Annotated in this window: 12 protein-coding genes; 4 read left to right on the top strand and 8 right to left on the bottom strand. The window is 61.5% G+C overall.

The annotated features are described in order from the left end of the window. Positions 1 to 122: 122 nt before the first annotated feature. The 4 genes from B7X90_RS06785 to B7X90_RS06770 all read right to left on the bottom strand — a co-directional run bounded on the left by B7X90_RS06785 (position 123) and on the right by B7X90_RS06770 (position 5,026). Positions 123 to 1,415: a replication initiator protein A gene (locus B7X90_RS06785; RefSeq protein WP_292622916.1), complete on the bottom strand. Its 1,293-nt coding sequence runs from the start codon at positions 1,413 to 1,415 to the stop codon at positions 123 to 125. Positions 1,416 to 1,545: 130 nt separating this feature from the next. Continuing rightward, positions 1,546 to 2,568 (bottom strand): ParB/RepB/Spo0J family partition protein, encoded by a 1,023-nt coding sequence (locus tag B7X90_RS06780; protein ID WP_292622915.1) that lies wholly within the window; start codon positions 2,566 to 2,568, stop codon positions 1,546 to 1,548. Then, positions 2,565 to 3,764: an AAA family ATPase gene (locus B7X90_RS06775; RefSeq protein WP_292622913.1), complete on the bottom strand. Its 1,200-nt coding sequence runs from the start codon at positions 3,762 to 3,764 to the stop codon at positions 2,565 to 2,567. Before B7X90_RS06775 ends, B7X90_RS06780 begins: the two co-directional genes overlap by 4 nt. A 248-nt stretch (positions 3,765 to 4,012) precedes the next feature. Then, positions 4,013 to 5,026 carry a hypothetical protein gene (locus tag B7X90_RS06770; protein WP_292622912.1) on the bottom strand — a complete coding sequence of 338 codons (1,014 nt, stop codon included), beginning with the start codon at positions 5,024 to 5,026 and terminating at the stop codon, positions 4,013 to 4,015. Between the two features lie 93 nt (positions 5,027 to 5,119). On the opposite strand from B7X90_RS06770, the gene B7X90_RS06765 reads away from it, so the two are divergent. Next, entirely contained in the window at positions 5,120 to 5,980 is an 861-nt protein-coding gene (locus B7X90_RS06765; RefSeq protein ID WP_292622910.1) for an enoyl-CoA hydratase/isomerase family protein, read from the top strand. 4 nt (positions 5,981 to 5,984) lie between these two features. Here B7X90_RS06765 and B7X90_RS06760 read toward each other — a convergent pair whose 3' ends face one another. Together B7X90_RS06760 and B7X90_RS06755 are read right to left on the bottom strand one after the other, a co-directional pair. After that, the gene (locus B7X90_RS06760; protein WP_292622909.1) at positions 5,985 to 7,517 is read right to left on the bottom strand and encodes a chemotaxis protein CheW; all 1,533 of its coding nucleotides are present in this window, start codon (positions 7,515 to 7,517) and stop codon (positions 5,985 to 5,987) included. A 5-nt stretch (positions 7,518 to 7,522) separates the two neighbouring features. Next, positions 7,523 to 9,613, bottom strand: coding sequence for a PAS domain-containing methyl-accepting chemotaxis protein (locus B7X90_RS06755; protein WP_292622907.1), 2,091 nt, complete (start codon positions 9,611 to 9,613; stop codon positions 7,523 to 7,525). A gap of 224 nt (positions 9,614 to 9,837) precedes the next feature. On the opposite strand from B7X90_RS06755, the gene B7X90_RS06750 reads away from it, so the two are divergent. Then, positions 9,838 to 11,547 (top strand): DUF885 family protein, encoded by a 1,710-nt coding sequence (locus tag B7X90_RS06750; protein WP_292622906.1) that lies wholly within the window; start codon positions 9,838 to 9,840, stop codon positions 11,545 to 11,547. 145 nt (positions 11,548 to 11,692) lie between these two features. Here the strand turns inward: B7X90_RS06750 and B7X90_RS06745 are convergent, their stop codons facing one another. Then, a complete protein-coding gene (locus B7X90_RS06745) occupies positions 11,693 to 13,015 on the bottom strand; it encodes an alkaline phosphatase PhoX (RefSeq protein ID WP_292622904.1) in 1,323 nt (440 codons plus the stop codon). Positions 13,016 to 13,200: 185 nt separating this feature from the next. Continuing rightward, positions 13,201 to 14,820, bottom strand: coding sequence for a GMC family oxidoreductase N-terminal domain-containing protein (locus B7X90_RS06740; RefSeq protein ID WP_292622902.1), 1,620 nt, complete (start codon positions 14,818 to 14,820; stop codon positions 13,201 to 13,203). Positions 14,821 to 14,942: 122 nt separating this feature from the next. Between B7X90_RS06740 and B7X90_RS06735 the strand changes: the two genes are divergently transcribed. Both B7X90_RS06735 and B7X90_RS06730 read left to right on the top strand, forming a co-directional pair. Next, positions 14,943 to 15,326 (top strand): DUF6379 domain-containing protein, encoded by a 384-nt coding sequence (locus B7X90_RS06735; protein WP_292622900.1) that lies wholly within the window; start codon positions 14,943 to 14,945, stop codon positions 15,324 to 15,326. A gap of 15 nt (positions 15,327 to 15,341) precedes the next feature. Further along, positions 15,342 to 16,330, top strand: a 989-nt coding sequence (locus B7X90_RS06730) for a sugar phosphate isomerase/epimerase (protein WP_292622898.1), incomplete at its 3' end; no start/stop codon positions are given.

The raw sequence follows: 16,330 nt of genomic DNA, 5'->3' as shown, positions 1-16,330 counted from the left end.
ACACGTCTATTGGCGGCGCAAAGTTTGAGGGCGGATCATGCTCTAAGGCGAGCAAGACTGCTCATGCGGCCGGTCCAAAATAAAGCTATGGATCAGCGCGCGTCATTCTTTGGGGAGGAGCGTTATGCGCCGGGCAGGGTGTGCCGATTGCGCTCGTGGTGCTTTTTGACGAAGCCCTGAAAGCGCTTGGCATAGTTGCGCGGCAATTCGTGCGGATTGCGATTCAGGAATGAATCGAACTGTTGCATCAGGACATCCAGATCCCAGCCGGGAGATTCAGCCTTGATAGCCGCATACATTTCCGCGCCGAGGACGTCTTGCGCACTGGCTGGACCTGCCGGTGCAGAGGGGGCAGGTCCAGCCGTGTCACCCCGTTCAGCCCGCAGGTTGGAGGCTGCACTGGCCAACAAGCTGCGGATGGCAGCCGGCGGCATCTGATCCTGCTCCGATGGCCATGAGGCCCTCTGCTGCTTGACTTTGGCAGGGCGAATACCGGGGGTAGGGGAGACCAAAGCGACAGACGACTGCGCCGCGTTGCTCGCTGGCGCATCGCACGCCAGATGCTTGCGCATGGTCATCCTGAGCTTGGGTCGCGGCGTTTCCGGGCCGATGACATCAAGGCTGATGTCGGGCAGGTTGTTGGCACGCGCCAGTTCGAGAATCTTGTTCTTGAACGATGGAAGCGAGCTTTCGCTGCCGCTTTTCTGGTGGAGCGTTTCAAAGCCGATCGTGAAGCCTTCTGGCCCATTGCCCCCGGCATGTTTGCGTGCGGCCCGATAGAGCCACTTCCCAAGCCCGCTGGTGATTTCGAAATAGAGTGGCGAAATCGCAAGGACATTGCGCTTGTCCATCACGCCATCGAAAAACCATTTCGACAGCGTGATTTCCATCCCCAGCGACCGCTGCGTGCGCTCGTCGACAAGGTGGGTGTAGCTATCGATCCACGAGAACGTGGTTTCGCGACTTTTTGAATTTGCGCGGATGTTCGTCTTGATCGTCGTCGCTTGAAGCCGGTCCAGCGCACCAATCAGTCGCTCATAGGCGCGCCCGCTGACGCCCCAGCATATCCGCTTCAGCAGATCACCCGGTTGCAGGCGGATCGTCGGCGACATGTCGTTGTCGCCACGTTCCCGCAGCTCGTTCAGATGCGACGCGAGGTAAATCATGATGTCCGCGTCCCAGATCGTGGCCATGCCATATTCGGGGTTGGCCGAAACGTGCACGGTAACCGACTTGTCGGGACTGAGGTATTCGATGGGCTTCAGGCGCTTCTTCTTCGAAAGGCTAAAGAAGGGCCGCTGCATGGTTTCTTGGTAATCGCGCAAGGAAACATCGCTGAAATCGGGCAGCGTAAAGAACATCTCGAACTGTACGCGACGGCCGGTCGCATTGGCAGGTTGCTCGCCAGTGCTCATGCGCTCAATCCACGCGTCCTGAAGCTGTCCCACGCGTGGGAAATACAGCTTAAGTTACTGAAAATAAACAGTAAAATGTCATTTTTCAGAGTGGCGCAAATCCCTGAATGTTTATGGATGAAATCGCAGTTCACCGGCTGCCCGTCTTCAGGATTTTCGCGTTCGCAATCAGCGGGCGCAGCGCTTCGACAATCTCCTCGGCACTCAGATCGGTCGGATTGAGTGTTATCGTCAACCCCCGCGCGCGGTCTTTCTCGATCTGACCAATCGGCTTGCCCTGGGCTTCGATCGTCGCTTTCTGCGCGCGGCCGGGCCGGCCCGACACGGCCTTGACCAGACGGGCGACCACTTCTGCCCCGCTGATCGGCTCCTCGTCTCCCGATTGCCGGAAGCTCTGTTCTGCCGCGATGCGGGCTGCTGCCTCTTCCATCCTTGGGCGAAGTGCCGGGTTGCGCAACGGCGGAAGCAGCTTGTCGCCGTGGCGGACCTGGAGGTCCATGGGCGAGGCAAATGCGCTGACAATCGCCGGGGGAATTTCGGTCAAGCCAACATAGCGCGCCAGCGTGGATTTCGAAATTTTCACCCGTTCGGCCAGCCGGGCCTGAAGCCCATCGTAGTAGGCGTCAATGGCGGCCTTGTAATTCAGCCCGCGTTCCAGATCGGAAATGTCCTCGCGTTCGCGGTTCTCGATATCGGCAAGCCGGAATGCCGCCTCGTCATCAAGATCCTCGATGATCGCAACAAGCTCGATGTCGGGATAGTGGTGGGCGTTGAGCCAGGATACGGCCCAGTGCCGCCGCGTGCCGATGATCAGCTCATACTGCTGATCACCTTGCGGTGTCCGCCGCACCACCACAGGAATGCGATTCCCGTTTTCTGCCTGAATCGATTCGATCAGGGTATGCAGACGATCTTCGGAAAGCTGCGCATAGTCGCGCGCATTGCCCGACCAGATCGAACATTCGGCAGGCTTGAGGCGAATGGTCGGGCGTTTGACCATGCGGGCAGCTTCGGTGAAGCCTTCCAGCCTGCGGGTGGTGAAGTTGCGCGGCGCTGCGGTCGGTGCAACCTCGTTCGCGTCTGGCATGGGTGAGGGGGCTGGCGTCGGATCAGGGGCTGCCAACGCTTCACCTATCAGGGAACGGCGGCTCATGCTGCAACGCTCCCGGAAACGTCACCGGCTTGATGCGACATGCTCTTCGATGGCCACTGTTCGTGAATCTCGCGCAGCACTTCGCCAAACACCAGATTGAGGTTCTCCCTGCACCGCAGATAGGTCGAATGCGCTGCAGATGGCTTGCTCTCGTAGATCGAGCGGAAAGCCTGTGTTGCGTTCTTGATTTCTTCAGAGGCGAGAATGGGCTGGTTCAGCAGGAAGTTGGCATATGTGGCCTTCATCATCTTCCACATATCGGCCTCGCCCGGTTTGCTGGGCGAATAGGCGGAGCAGACCACCCGGATAAAGCCATAGTCCACCGGCGTGCCGTGCTCTTCGAGAATCTCGATGTTCTCGGCAATGGTGTCCATGAAGTGGATCGTCGAGAGATAGTCCAGCTGGCGCGCAGGCACGGGGATCAGCATTCCCGTTGCCGCAGCCATCACATTCAGGCCCAGAAAGCCCATTGCCGGCGGCGGATCGAGCAGGATCACGTCAAAGCTTTTGCGCACACTGTCGATGCCGATGCGCAGGCGCTGCAACCCCTCGCGGACGGCCTGCCCACCTTCTCGCAGCGTTGCCGTAAGATCCCATTCGGCATCCTGGAGGCCCAGACTGGACGGCACGATCTTGATCGTTGGCCACGCGGTATCGCGAATCGCTTTTGGAAAATCATCGAACGTGCTGCGCGGGGACAGGAAGTTGCCGAGCGAATCCGAATCATCGATCAGCGTTTCGGGCTGAATATCGAACATCGTCGTGGTGGAAGCCTGTGGATCGCAGTCGATCACAAGAACGCTATAGCCCTGAAGCGCAAGGAAATCCGCAAAGTGCTTGGTGATCGTGCTTTTGCCGACGCCGCCTTTGAAGTTCTGTACGGCAACGACGACAGCATCCTCGTCTGCGAGCTTTCCGGGATGGATGTTCAGCGCTTTGCGGATATGGGTCAGATCTTCCAGCGTGTAGTAGCGCCGCCCGTTGCCAAGCTGTTTGGGCGCGGCAAGGCGGCCTTCCTTTTCAGCCTTGGCCAGCGCTTCGGGAGTGCGCCCGACCAATTCGGCTGCCGCTGTAGGGCCAAAAGTGATGTCCAGAACCTTGCGATCTTCCGGCTTGAACACCACCGCTTTCACCCGGTCGCGCATATTTTCGCAGGAACGGGTCATGTTTCGCAGGGTATCTACGGTATAGGACATGAAAGCCGCCTCATGATGAATCGCCTGTTAGCGGTCCGGTTTGTGTTTTATGGGCAGAAATAGGAGCGAAAGTCAAACCGCTGTCGAAATCACGGGTGATCCATGAATCACATGCACGGCAGTGCGCCCATCGGCTGAGAGTGTTTCCCCGGGGAAACACTCCGCGCAACCCACAGCCTTCAGGCGATGTTTCCCCGGGGAAACACTTTTGGAAGCCTGACGCACCGATGCCGTTTGGCGCGATGGAATCAGTCTTCGGATGCAATGCCCAGCTTGCGCAAGCGCGCGTCGATGTCAGCCATTTCGGCATCGAAGCTGCTGAGGATGGATTCGACTTCCGGGGCAGGGCTGGTTGTCGACGGCGGGCGGCCACGGTTGGCCCGGCGCAGCCCAAGGGCGATGGCCACGTCCGGCGCGACATAAGTGCGCCAAGATTCGCGCCCTGAGATTTCGACCATGAGTCCCAATGCCGCCGCACGTTCGAGCAACTTGCCTGCGCCGGAAACCGTGAGGCCCAGCAGCGGGGCGAGACTCCGCGCGGCAAGGCAGGGGCGGGTGAGCGTGAGGCGACCCAGATCAGCGAGTTTGCCGGGGCGGTGTTCTTTGGCAAGGGCGGTAGCGGCGCGGCGGGTAGTGGCTTCAAGCCGCTCAAGCCGGTCAAGGCCATCCTCGGCGCGCTTCTGCACGGCTTTCAGAAGGCGGCGCAACAGGACCGGGCGTGGATCACTGGCAAAGCGTTGCGATGGATCACCCAGTGCCATGCAGGGCAGGGCGTGGCGGGTGAGGCCGATGCGGCGCAGGGTGAGCGGGAAGGCAAGCCACGGATTGATAGTGCGGTCTGCGCGGGCGGCAGCATCAAGCAGATGAAAGGCGCGGACCAGCAGGGGAGCGTCTTGCCAGCCTTCGGGCGGATCGAACGTGAAGGGCAGGCCTTCGCTCCAGTGCCGACCTTCCGGTTCGGAAAGTAACGCAAGCCAGCCATCGTAGGCGGCGAAAGGCTCGTCATCGGTGCGGGGGAGCGCGCGGCCGGGGAGGCGCAGGTCGCAGCGCTGCGCAATAATGTCGATTTCTTCGATCTGCGAGAGTTGCAGATGCAGGGCTTGCGCATAGCCTGCCCACGAGGCGCGCAATGCCCAACCGGGACGCAACGAACTGGCGGAAACACGGGCGTCAAGGCGGGCAAGGGCGCCACTGGCCTGCGCAAGGGCATCAGCCAGCGCACTGGTCCAGCGCAAGGCGGTGACGGGAAGGGGCGTGGCCATTGATGCTGATTGTAGACTGAAAATGGTCATTCAGTCCATGTGCCTTGATGGCATATCCGCAGTGTGTTTACACCAATTCCGGGCTGACCTGAAGTGTCAGGAATTGGCGCGCGTGGTTGGTTGCCAAGGCGCAGCACGCTCGCCTATCGCAAGGCCATTCAGGCAGAAGAGGCGCGCGCCATGACGATCACTTTGCACACCGAGACGCAAGGCTACGTGGGGCACATCCGCTTTGGCAAGCCGCCCTTCAACTATGCCTGCCCTGAATTGCTGCGGCAGATCGCCGATGCCATCGATGCGTTCGATGCCACTACGGGCGTGCGCTGCATCGTGCTGTCGTCCGAAGGCAAACCGTTCTGTGGTGGGGCCGATCTGGCTGGCGACGAAACGCTGGCGGGCGATGCCGGCATGGACGCGGTTGCCGGACTTTATGGACAGGCCATGCGCATTTTCCGGCGGCGCAAGCCGATGGTAGCGGCGGTGCAGGGGGCAGCGGTGGGGGCTGGGCTGGGGCTTGCACTCGCTGCAGACTTCCGCGTTGGCGCCCCTGCCGCGCGCTTTTCCGCCAACTTTGTGCGGCTGGGGTTTCATCAGGGCTTTGCGTTGAGCCACACGCTGCCGCGTCTGGTTGGTGAACAGAAGGCGGCGCTCATGCTGCTTTCTGCCACGCGCGTTAAAGCGGAAGATGCGCTGGCATGGGGGTTGGTTGATCGGCTGGCCGGGCAGGATGAACTGCTCGACCGTGCTTTTGGCATGGCGGCCGAGATCGCCGAAAATGCGCCACTGGCGTTGGAGGCGGTGCGGTCGACCCTGATGGCCGATACGCTGGCCAAGCTCGACGCAGTGCTGGCGCACGAACATGCGCAGCAATCGATCCTGAAGAAGACCGCCGACTATGCCGAGGGCGTGGCTTCCGTGTTCGAGCGGCGCGAGGCAAAGTTCATCGGCTCTTGAGGCGTCACGCAGCCGTAGCGGCGGGTGCATTGAGCAGGCGTTCGGCGGCTCCGGCAAGATCCAGCACGGAGCAGGCGTGCCCATCGTTGAGGCGAATGGTCGGGCCGGGCAGGCCGGACGGATTGCGGCGCGCGGTGTCATCAGCAGATTTTCGCCCGATTTCCTGCAGAACTTTGCGATCGACCGAGTGCAGTTCATCCACACGGAAACCCGCGCGGCGCAGGCCGTGGGGGTGATCGCTGCGGGTGACGATGATGTAGTGGCCATCGCGAGTAGCGGCATCGCCCAACACATGCGTGAGGTCGAGCAAGGGGACGCAGTTTCCACGTGAGGCGAAAAGGCCGATCATGCCGCTGTGGCCGGCTGGCATGGGCAGAATGGCGGTTTGCGCCAGCAGTATTTCCTCGACCGCTTCGAGCGGGGTGGAAAAGCGCTGATCGCCCACCGAGAACACGAGGAACGGCTTTTCAGCGGAACGGGCCGCGGCATTCCCGTGTTGCACAGACTGCACGGTGGTCTTGGTGGCTTCAGGCTGATTGCGGATCACACCGAGGTGGCGCAGGCCATCGTGTGCGGCGATTTTGTGCGCATCGAGCAAGAGGGCTGCACCCTCTGCCGTTTCCAGCAACCCGCGTGAGAAGCTGGCACCGGACACAGCATCCTGCAGCAGCGGGGCAAAGCAGCCGGCGGCGAAGCGCCCAATATCGTCCACCGTATCGATCAGCAGGGCGACAAGGCCGAAGGGTTCTGTCCAACCTGGCGGAGCTGGAACGGGCAATTGCGTGCGCACGACAATGCTGGCACCGCTGCGCCGGCCTTCGGGAAGCGAACCGTGGCCGAGCAGGTGAAGCGTATCGATCACCGGGATTTCTGCGCCCTTGTATTCACGCTGGGCGATCCACAGTTCGGTTTCCGTCGGCGTGGGCAAAAGATCGGCGCGGGGCAGGCTGGCATCGACACAACTGGCGGGCAGTGCAAGCCGCAGACCAGCAACCGTGAACGCGAGGATCGGCTCGTCGATCTGGCGGGTATCGTCCTTTCGCGCGCTGCGATCGGTGGCGGTGACCATGCTGGGCAGCGCGATGATCGCGGCCGGGTCCAGCACGACGCCGTTATGAGTCTCAACGCGGAACGTGCTGAAGAACAGGCGCTCTCCCTCGTTAGCCGCGCTGTGGCCGATCGGACTGATTTCGCGCGCGGTGAGCGGCATAACGCCCAGAATACCATCGGCCAGTACGGCAAAAATGTGCTGCTCATGGCGCAAGATTACAATGATCGAGCGGTCGTCTGACTGCAACTCACCGCCATCGGCCGACGCGCTGGTCAACGCGCGGGCGAGGTCGATCACCGGGATCACTTCGCCCCGCAGTTCGAGCGCGCCGAGTATGTCTGCCCGCGATGCAGGAGAAGGATCGAGTTGTGGGGGGCAGGGCACAACTTCGCGGATGGCGGCAACTGGCAGTGCCGCGCACAGCCCGGCAAGGCGGATCAGGCCGAACAGCGTGTCGTGTGCACCCGGTTGCGGAATCGCAGTCATCGTCTTTATGCGGCGACGCTGGTTGTGGCAGACAATTGCGATATCTGGACAACCACATTTTCGGTCAACTGCGCCTGATTGGAGGCAAGCCGCGTGATCGCCTCGATTGCGGAATTGGTCTGCTGCACGCTGGAGACGATGTCGGAAAAAGCGTTGCGGGCCATGCGTGAGCGATTGGTGCCTTCGCCCACTTGTGCGTTGGACTGGTCGATCAGGCGCGAAATGTCGCGCGCGGCTGTGGAGCTGCGCTCGGCCAGCTTGCGCACTTCGCCTGCGACCACAGAGAAGCCTACTCCATGTTCGCCTGCGCGAGCGGCCTCGATTTCAGCATTGAACGCCAGCAGGTTAGTTTGCCCTGCAATCTCGCTGATGATACGCACGATTTCGGAAATCGAAGTGGCAGACTTCTGGATCAGTTCAATGGATTCGATGGCCGAACCCAGCGTCTCCTCGCCCTGTTCTGCATTGACGCGGGTTTGCAGCGAAAGTGAAAGCGCCTGCTCGGTCGATCCGGTGATTTCCGCAATCGATTTGCAAAGCTGCGTTGAAAGCAGGTTCATTTCGTGCGCGCGTTCGGTGATGGCCTTTTCCATCTGCACCTGTTCGGTCACGTCGAAAGCATACTTCACGATGCGCACGGGATTGCCTGTCAGATCGAAGATCGGATTGTAGGTGGCCTGTATCCAGATATCGCGATCATATTTGCCAACGCGGTGGAAGCGCCCGGCATGGTACTGCCCTGCATTGAGCTTCATCCAGAAATCGCGGTATTCGGCACTACGGATGTAGTCTGGCGAGCAGAACATCGAATGGTGCTGGCCCACGATTTCGCGCAGCGAATAGCCGATGGTGCGCAGAAAATTGTCGTTTGCGCTGATCACCTTGCCATCAAGATCGAATTCGATGGTGGCAAGGCTGCGACCGATGGCATCGACTTTGGCCGAGAACTCGTTGCTGCGCAGCTTTTCCTCGGTGACGTCTGATGCGAACTTGACGACCTTGACCGGTTTGCCGCTGGTATCGAAGATCGGATTGTAGGAGGCATGTATCCACACCTCACCGCCATCCTTGCGCAGGCGCTTGTATTCGCCGGTTTCAAATTCGCCGCGGCCGAGCTTGTCCCAAAAAGCGCGATAATCTTCGCCCTGTGTAGAAGACACATCGCAGAAGATGCGGTGATGGCGGCCGCGAATTTCTTCGATGTGGTAGCCCATCAGTGTCAGGAAATTGGTGTTGGCATCCAGAACGTTGCCTTCAAGGTCGAATTCGATGACGGCCTGCGCGCGTTCGATGGCGCGCACCTTGCCCTCGGATTCGGCATCGCGACGGCGCTGGTCGGTGATGTCGTGCGCGAACTGCACGATGCGCCGGGGTTTGCCGGTCAGGTCCAGAATTGCGGCATAGGAGGCGTGTATCCACACGTCGGTGCCTGAAATGCTGCGGCGCTTGAATACGCCGGAAATGGCCTCGCCCTTGATCAGGCGATCCCAGAATTTTGCATATTCCTCAGTCTTTACAAAGGCAGGGTCGCATAGATCGCGGTGGGTGAAGTTGCTCTCCTGCCCCGGTTCGAAGCCCTTCATGGTGCGGAAGAGTTCGTTGGCGGACGTGATCTTGCCGGACAGGTCGAATTCGACCATCGCCTGCGCGTTTTCGATTGCCGCCAGTTTGCCCGCTGCGGCAAGCGCCTCAAGGCGTTGCTGTGTCACGTCCATGGCGATCTTGACGACGCGCTGCGTGGCACCACTGTCATCTTTCACCGGGTTGTAGCTGGCCTGAAGCCAGACCTGCCTGCCATCCTTGCGGCGGCGGCAGAATTCGCCCTGCTGTTCCTCACCCTTGGCCAGATTTTCCCAAAGAGTGCGGTAGGCAGCAGAGCTGGCAAACTGCTTTTCGCAAAGCTGGCTGTGGTGTTGGCCGATCAGCTCTTCGGCGGTGTAGCCCATCAGATCGAGGAAGCGGGTGTTGGCGCGCAGGATGGTGCCGCCGGTATCGAATTCGATCATGGCAAAGGCGTGGTCGATCGCCAGCAGAGTCTGCCGGTCGCTGGTGTCTCCGGCTATGGCCGCTGCCACATCCACCTTGTCGATCTTCATGCCGCGCTACCTTCTGCCATTCCCCACGGGTCTTCAAATTGCGACGTGTGGCTGGCGCCGGGCATCGCAATTCGTTGCAGCGTGGGTTAGCACCGGGCAGGTTGGCATTTCGCGGCAGGGTGATCAGGGCGATTGCTTAGACCGGAAGATAAGGGTGCGCGATGAAAGTGATTTTGCAGGCGGCAGTCCTGGCAGGTTTGATGCCGGTTGTGGCGGGTTCCGCAATGGCTGCTGTTTCCGCTGATGTTGCCAACTCGGCGGATGCCCGGTTCGAGGCGGTGTGGAAGACTGAGTACGAATGGCGCGAGGCGCAGCAAGGTCCGTTTGAGGACGTGACCGGCAAGGGCGCGAAAGGTTTGCCCGATCTGTCTGACGCGGCTCAAGCGGCGCGGCTGGCGAAGTGGGACGCGGTGTTGCGCGATCTTGCGGCAATTCCGGTGCAGCAGCTTTCACCTGCACGGCGGGTGGATTTTGCGGTTTACAAGGGGCAGGTCGAGGCGCTGCGCAATGCGCAGTTCTACCGCGAATATGAAATGCCGTTCAATTCGGACAGCAGCTTTTGGGGCGAGCTGATCGACCAGTCGCGCCGTCCCTTCAAGGACGAGAAGGCGGCGAGGATCTACCTTGCGGTGATGGCGCAACTGCCGCGTTATTACGACCAGCAGATCGCGCAGATGCGCGCCGGGTTGAAGCGCGGCTTCACTGTGCCGAAGGTGACGCTGAAGGGCCGCGAAGTGGCGGTGGCGCAAGTGGCGGGGGCGAAGGATGCGGAAAGCTCGCCCTTCTGGCAGCCGTTTGAAAAGCTGCCTGCGTCAATCCCGGCGGCGGTGCAGGAGGAATTGCGCAAGGAGGCCCGCGCCGCAATTGCCAGCGGGGTGACGCCTGCACACCAGCGTTTGCTGGCGTTTTTGGAGGCTGAGTATTTCCCCAAGGCGCGCGCTGGGATTGCGGCTTCCGACCTGCCCGATGGCCGGGCCTATTATCAATCCAAAATCTGGGAGTACGTGACGCTTGATCGCACACCGGAAGAGATCCACCAGATCGGCCTGAAGGAAATGGCGCGCATCCGCACCGAGATGGCGGGCGTGATGGCCGAAGTAAAATTTGCCGGTGATCTGAAGGCATTCCTCACCCATCTGCGCACCGATCCGCAGTTCTATCCCAAGACGCCGAATGAGTTGCTTTATCGTGCGGCGTGGATTGCCAAGCAGTTTGACGGAAAGGCTTCCCAGTATTTCGGGCGCCTGCCGCGCAGCCGTTTTGCGATAAAGCCAGTGCCCGATGACATTGCGCCGTTCTATACCAGCGGGCGCGGTGGGCCGGGGGTGTACCTGATCAACACTTATGACCTGCCATCGCGCCCGTTCTATGCGCAAGTGGCGCTGACGCTGCATGAAAGCGCGCCGGGCCACGCCTTCCAGATGCCGCTGGCGATGGAGAACAAGGACCTGCCGAAGTTCCGGCGCGATACGTATCTTTCGGCCTATGGCGAGGGCTGGGCGCTCTATACCGAAGCGCTGGGCGTCGAAATGGGCATGTACGAAACGCCCTATGACCGGTTCGGGATGCTCAGCTATCAGGCTTGGCGTGCGTCACGGCTGGTGGTGGACACCGGCATTCACGCCAAGGGCTGGAGCCGCGAACAGGCGCAGGCATACATGCGCGAGAATACGGCGCTTTCAGATCACGAGATCGAGACCGAGGTGGACCGGTATATCTCGTGGCCGGGGCAGGCGCTGTCCTACTACATGGGGCAGGTTGCGATATTGGACGCGCGGCGCAAGGCCGAGGCGGCGCTGGGCAGCAAGTTCGACATACGCGGCTTTCACGATGCCGTGCTGGCGCTGGGCGGGGTACCGCTGCCGGTGATCGACCAGCGGATCGACCAGTTGATCGCCGATGGGGGGAAGGGGCCTTATTCCGAGGAGGAGTGAGGGTGGGTGATCACCAATTTTACCATTGCTCCCCCGCGAAGGCGGGGGCCTCAGGCCGTTTAATCAGAACCTGCGTAAAACGACCGAGGTCCCCGCCTTCGCGGGGGCGCGGGTTAGGGTGCGGGGTGATGGTGAGGGGGCGCGATTAGACGCTCCACCCCGGCCCGGTTATCGCCAGCGTCATCGCCGGGCTGTAGAGGTTGACGAACAGCGTACTGCCATCGGGCGCAAAGCAGGCGCCTGCCAGTTCGGTCTGGCGGCGGCAGCGGGCGAGGGCATAGGCGGTGCCATCGGGCGTGATGCCGCGCAGGTGGTTGTCGGTGATTTCGGTGTACTGATCCTCGCACACGATCAGATCGCCATTGGGGGCGATGGTCAGATTATCGCCGAAATTGAAGACGTTGGGATCGGTGGATTCATAGAACAGGTCGAGCGTATCGGCGGACGGGCGATAGCGGAACACCTGTCCCAACCGCGCTGCGCCGCCCGATGTGCAGACGAAGTAGATCTCGTCCTGCCCGTAATGAATGCCTTCACCGCGCGCGAACAGCGCTGCGCCCGATGCGTGGCCGCGCTGGCGCAGATCGTCGTTGGCGGAATCGGTGCCGTCCAGATCGATCCAGCGGGCCTTCAGTGCCTCGCCGCGTGTCATGGCCACGCCCTGCTTGTTGCGCGTATCGGTTGCGCCGCTGGCAAGGCCAAGGGCTTGCAGCTTTCCAGGCGCGCGCAGATCGCCGGGCTTTGATGGCACAAAACGATAGAGCAGCCCGTCCTCGCGGTCCTCTGTCAGATAGACGATGCCCGTGCGCGGATCGATGGCGGCGGCTTCGTGGTTGAAGCGGCCAAGGCCCTTGAGTGGGACCGGATCGACAAGGGCGCGCGCGGTGGCGGGTACTTTGAACACCCAGCCATGATCCTGCGACAGATTGGTTCCGGCGCGCGACATGTCTTCTTCGCACGTCAGCCATGTGCCCCACGGCGTGATCCCGCCCGAACAGTTGCGGATCGTGCCGGCCAGCGAGGCATATTGCGCTTCGACCTGCCCGCTCTTCAGGTCATAGACCAGCGTCGATGTGCCACCCGGCAGTGGGCGGCCGCCCTGCCAGCGGTCGAACGTGCGTGCTACTCTGCGGTCGGCAAAGGGGCCGCGGGCGGCGTCCTTGGCGGAAAGTTCATGGTTGCGGACCAGCGCGACCTTACCCGGTGCGATGGCGAAGCAACCCATGCCATCGGCCTTGTCACCCACCACATGGCCATCGTCCATCGCATCGCCCATGCGCGAGATCACGGTGTAGCGCCAGCCTGCGGGCAGATCGAGAATGCCCGCCGGATCAGGCACCAGCGGGCCTACCGGGCGGCGCGGCGCGGCGTTTGCCAGGCCGCTCGCCGTGGAACAGCCGCCCAGCATTGTGACCAGCCCGCCAAACGCCGTGGCGGCAAGGCTGCGGTTGAAAGTGCGACGGTCCATCGATTTTATTCCTTGCGGCAAACGGCTTAGCGGGCGCGGTGGAGGATCGACGTTTCAGACTTATGACGCAAGGGCGGTAACAACGCAGATGCGCGCCCCCGCGAAGGCGGGGGCCTCAGGCGTGTTACGGGAGGGTGGTTGAAACGGCCTGAGGCCCCCGCCATTGAGGGGGCGCGTGCAGAGCGTTATCGCGCATCTGCCAGGATCAGTTCGGCTGCGCGTTCGGCCACGGCCATGGCCGGGCCATTGGTGTTACCGGAAACCGGCGTTGGCATGATCGAGCAATCGACGACGCGCAAGGCGCCAATGCCATGCACGCGGGCGCGGGCGTCGGTGACCGAGGTTTTCTCGCTGGTGCCCATCGAGCAGGTGCCGGTGCCATGGAGTCCACCTTCGACCATCTTGGCAAGTTCGGTGGCGATGGCGTCCTCGTCCTGCACGGCGGGGCCGGGCATACGTTCGGTGCCGATGAAGGGCTTTAGTGGATCGGACGCGGCAATGGCGCGGAACAGGCGGAACAGTTCGAGCGATTTGGCGCGGTCATAGGGATCGGCCCAGATCGCCGCATCGATCAGCGGGGCTGCGCGGAAGTCGGGTGACGTGAGCGTGACGCTGCCCCGGCTGCGCGGGCGCAAGTGATAGCCTGAGAAGGTGAGGCCGGGGTTGGGGGTGAGCGGGCTGCCGGGGCGGGCGGCCATCTCGTTCACCGTGCGCATGGCAAAAGGCGCGGCGGCGACTTGCAGATCGGGCCAGTCCGCATCCACCCCTTCGCTGGCGATCAGCCCGGTGAGCGGCATCCCGACGCGGGCGAGGTGGCCTTTGCCGGTGAGGAAGTATTGCATCGCGTTGCGATAGAGCCGCCATCCGAAGAATTCGCGATTGGTGCCGGGGTGGTTGGTGAGGTCAAAAGACACGCCGAACTTCGTGTGATCGGCCAGTTGCTGGCCCACCATGGGCAGGTCTTTCACCACGGGCACGCCCAGCGCTTGTAATGCCGCGCCGGGGCCGACGCCAGAAAGCTGGAGCAACTGCGGTGAGCCGTAGACGCCTGCGGAGACGATCACTTCGCCCGCAGCGGTGTGGATGCGTTCTTCCCCATGCGCTTCGGTTACCACGCCGGTAGCGCGGCCATTTTCGATCAGCACGCGGCTGACGGCAGTGTGGGTGGCGACGGTCAGGTTGGGGCGCGACAGGACCGGCATGACGAAGGCCTTGTAGGCGCTTTCGCGCACGCCCTTGCGGTCTACAGTGTACTGGCTGCGGCCCACGCCGTGGGTAGAGGGCGTGGTGATGTCGTCCAGCCAGGGCATACCTTGCGTGCCGAACCCTGCCGCCAATGCATCGAACACGGGCGATTGATAGGTGGAGGCAGTGATCTGCAATTCGCCATCGCGCCCGCGCCCCGGATGCGCGCCGGGTTCGCGATAGCTTTCGATCTTGCGATAGCAGCGGGCGATCTCGTCCCAGCCCCAACCGGCAAGGCCCGATTGCGCCCAGCCATCGAAATCCTTGGGCGCGCCGGTGAGATACCACGTGCCGTTGATGGCTGATGATCCGCCAAGCCCGCGCCCATATGTATGGATGCCGCCGCGCATTCCGGGGCGCTGGGTGAGCGGATAGACGCGGAAATATTCAGGGTTCCCCATGATCTTCACGAAGCCGCCCGCCATCTTGATGAAGGGGTGCTGGTTATCGCCCCCATCTTCGATCAGCAGCACGCGATTGCGCGGATCGGCGCTGAGCCGGTTGGCCAGCACGCATCCGGCAGAGCCTGCGCCGACGATGATGTAATCGAATTCAGCCATGTTGATCCGGCATCCGCTCGCAGATTAGAATAGAACTATCGTTCGTTTTTGTCTGCACAGCCCTTGACCGCCTGTCAACCCATGATTAGAAGTCAAATTCTAATTAAAACGTGGAGAGTGCTGTGCTGCCAGTCGAACGGGTTATCGGGGAAGAAGGGCTTTGCCTGAGCGATGGCGGGCTGAAATTGGCGATGCGCCTGCCGTGGTATCGCTCGCTGCCATTTTCGGTGGTCGAAGTGGGGCCGTTGTCGATCAATGGCGATGCGGTGGACCTTTCAGACGCACTGATCGAATATGACGGGCAGCGCTGGCCGCTGAGCGAGAATGGCGAAAAGGTGGATACCTTCTGGTTCATCCGCGATTCTGCGTTCCTGATCTTGCCTTCGGTACACTCCAATGTCGGCAGCAATTGCGAAGTCTCGCTGAACCTCTTCGTCAGCCCGCCCTACATCCCCGGCATGAAGCGCACCAATCCGCAGACTGAAACCCTGCGCGTAGCGGCCTGAGAGAGGACAACAGACATGACAGCTTCAACAGGTCCACAGACCGGCGTCACGCTCTATTCCTTCACCAACGAATGGCTGACCCGCCAGTTCGAGGTTGATACCCTGCTGGCCGAAGTGGCCAAGCGCGGTCTTGGCCCGAACATCGAAATCATCGGCTTTCAGCAGTTCAAGGAATTCCCCGACGTTTCGGATGCCTATGCCGAAAAGTTCAAGGAAATGATTGCCGCCACGGGCCTTAACCCCGTGTCCTGCGCGATCAATTCGGATCGCTTCCTCAAGCCCGGCCAGCAGCCGATCGAAGATGCCGCGCTGGTGGAGTACCACAAGCGCCAGCTGCGCTCGGCCAAGAAGATGGGCTTTTCGCTGGTGCGGTATCAGTTCGCGCTGCCCGTGCATCTCCTGCCCGAAATCGCACCATATGCCGAGGAACTGGACATCCGCATGGGTGTGGAAGTTCACGCGCCGATGTGGGCGGGCCATCCTGCCGTACAGGCCTATGGCGAGATGTACGACAAGCTGGACACGCCCTATCTGGGCTGGATTCCCGATTTTGGTGGCACGGCAAGCCGTATCCCGGAATCGATGCTCGATGCCGCGCGTGCCAAGGGTGCTTCGGAAGACCTGCTTGATAAGCTGAAAGAGGTCTGGACTGAAGACGGCATGAGCCATGAAAAGGCCGGGCGTCTGCGTGAATGGGGCATGGCCCACGGCCACGCGCCGCTGCACATCCAGGCCGCGTGCCTGGCGTTCTTCATCCTGTCCAACCACGATCCTAAAAGCTGGGCCGCGCTGGTGGACCGCACGATCCACATCCACGGCAAGTTCTATGGCGTGAGCGAGGATCTGGTCGAAGAAGCGATCGATTACGATACGATCCTGCCGCTGTTCAAGGACGGCGGATTTATCGGCACGATGGTGAGCGAGTGGGAAGGCCATGCCTATGACACGCGCGATGCCTTTGAACAGGTGCGCCGCCATCAGGCGATGGCCCGCCGCATCTGGGG

It is taken from the genome of Novosphingobium sp. 17-62-19, assembly GCF_002256775.1.
Classification (GTDB): Bacteria; Pseudomonadota; Alphaproteobacteria; order Sphingomonadales; family Sphingomonadaceae; genus Novosphingobium.
This window is presented reverse-complemented; position numbering and strand designations above follow the sequence as displayed.

Bases quoted from the DNA above. Each gene is read 5' to 3' on its own strand.
- B7X90_RS06750 (WP_292622906.1), top strand. From the start codon at position 9,838: ATGGCTGCTGTTTCCGCTGATGTTGCCAACTCGGCGGATGCCCGGTTC.
- B7X90_RS06780 (WP_292622915.1), bottom strand. From the start codon at position 2,568: ATGAGCCGCCGTTCCCTGATAGGTGAAGCGTTGGCAGCCCCTGATCCG.
- B7X90_RS06745 (WP_292622904.1), bottom strand. From the start codon at position 13,015: ATGGACCGTCGCACTTTCAACCGCAGCCTTGCCGCCACGGCGTTTGGC.
- B7X90_RS06740 (WP_292622902.1), bottom strand. From the start codon at position 14,820: ATGGCTGAATTCGATTACATCATCGTCGGCGCAGGCTCTGCCGGATGC.
- B7X90_RS06775 (WP_292622913.1), bottom strand. From the start codon at position 3,764: ATGTCCTATACCGTAGATACCCTGCGAAACATGACCCGTTCCTGCGAA.
- B7X90_RS06760 (WP_292622909.1), bottom strand. From the start codon at position 7,517: ATGACTGCGATTCCGCAACCGGGTGCACACGACACGCTGTTCGGCCTG.
- B7X90_RS06755 (WP_292622907.1), bottom strand. From the start codon at position 9,613: ATGAAGATCGACAAGGTGGATGTGGCAGCGGCCATAGCCGGAGACACC.
- B7X90_RS06770 (WP_292622912.1), bottom strand. From the start codon at position 5,026: ATGGCCACGCCCCTTCCCGTCACCGCCTTGCGCTGGACCAGTGCGCTG.
- B7X90_RS06785 (WP_292622916.1), bottom strand. From the start codon at position 1,415: ATGAGCACTGGCGAGCAACCTGCCAATGCGACCGGCCGTCGCGTACAG.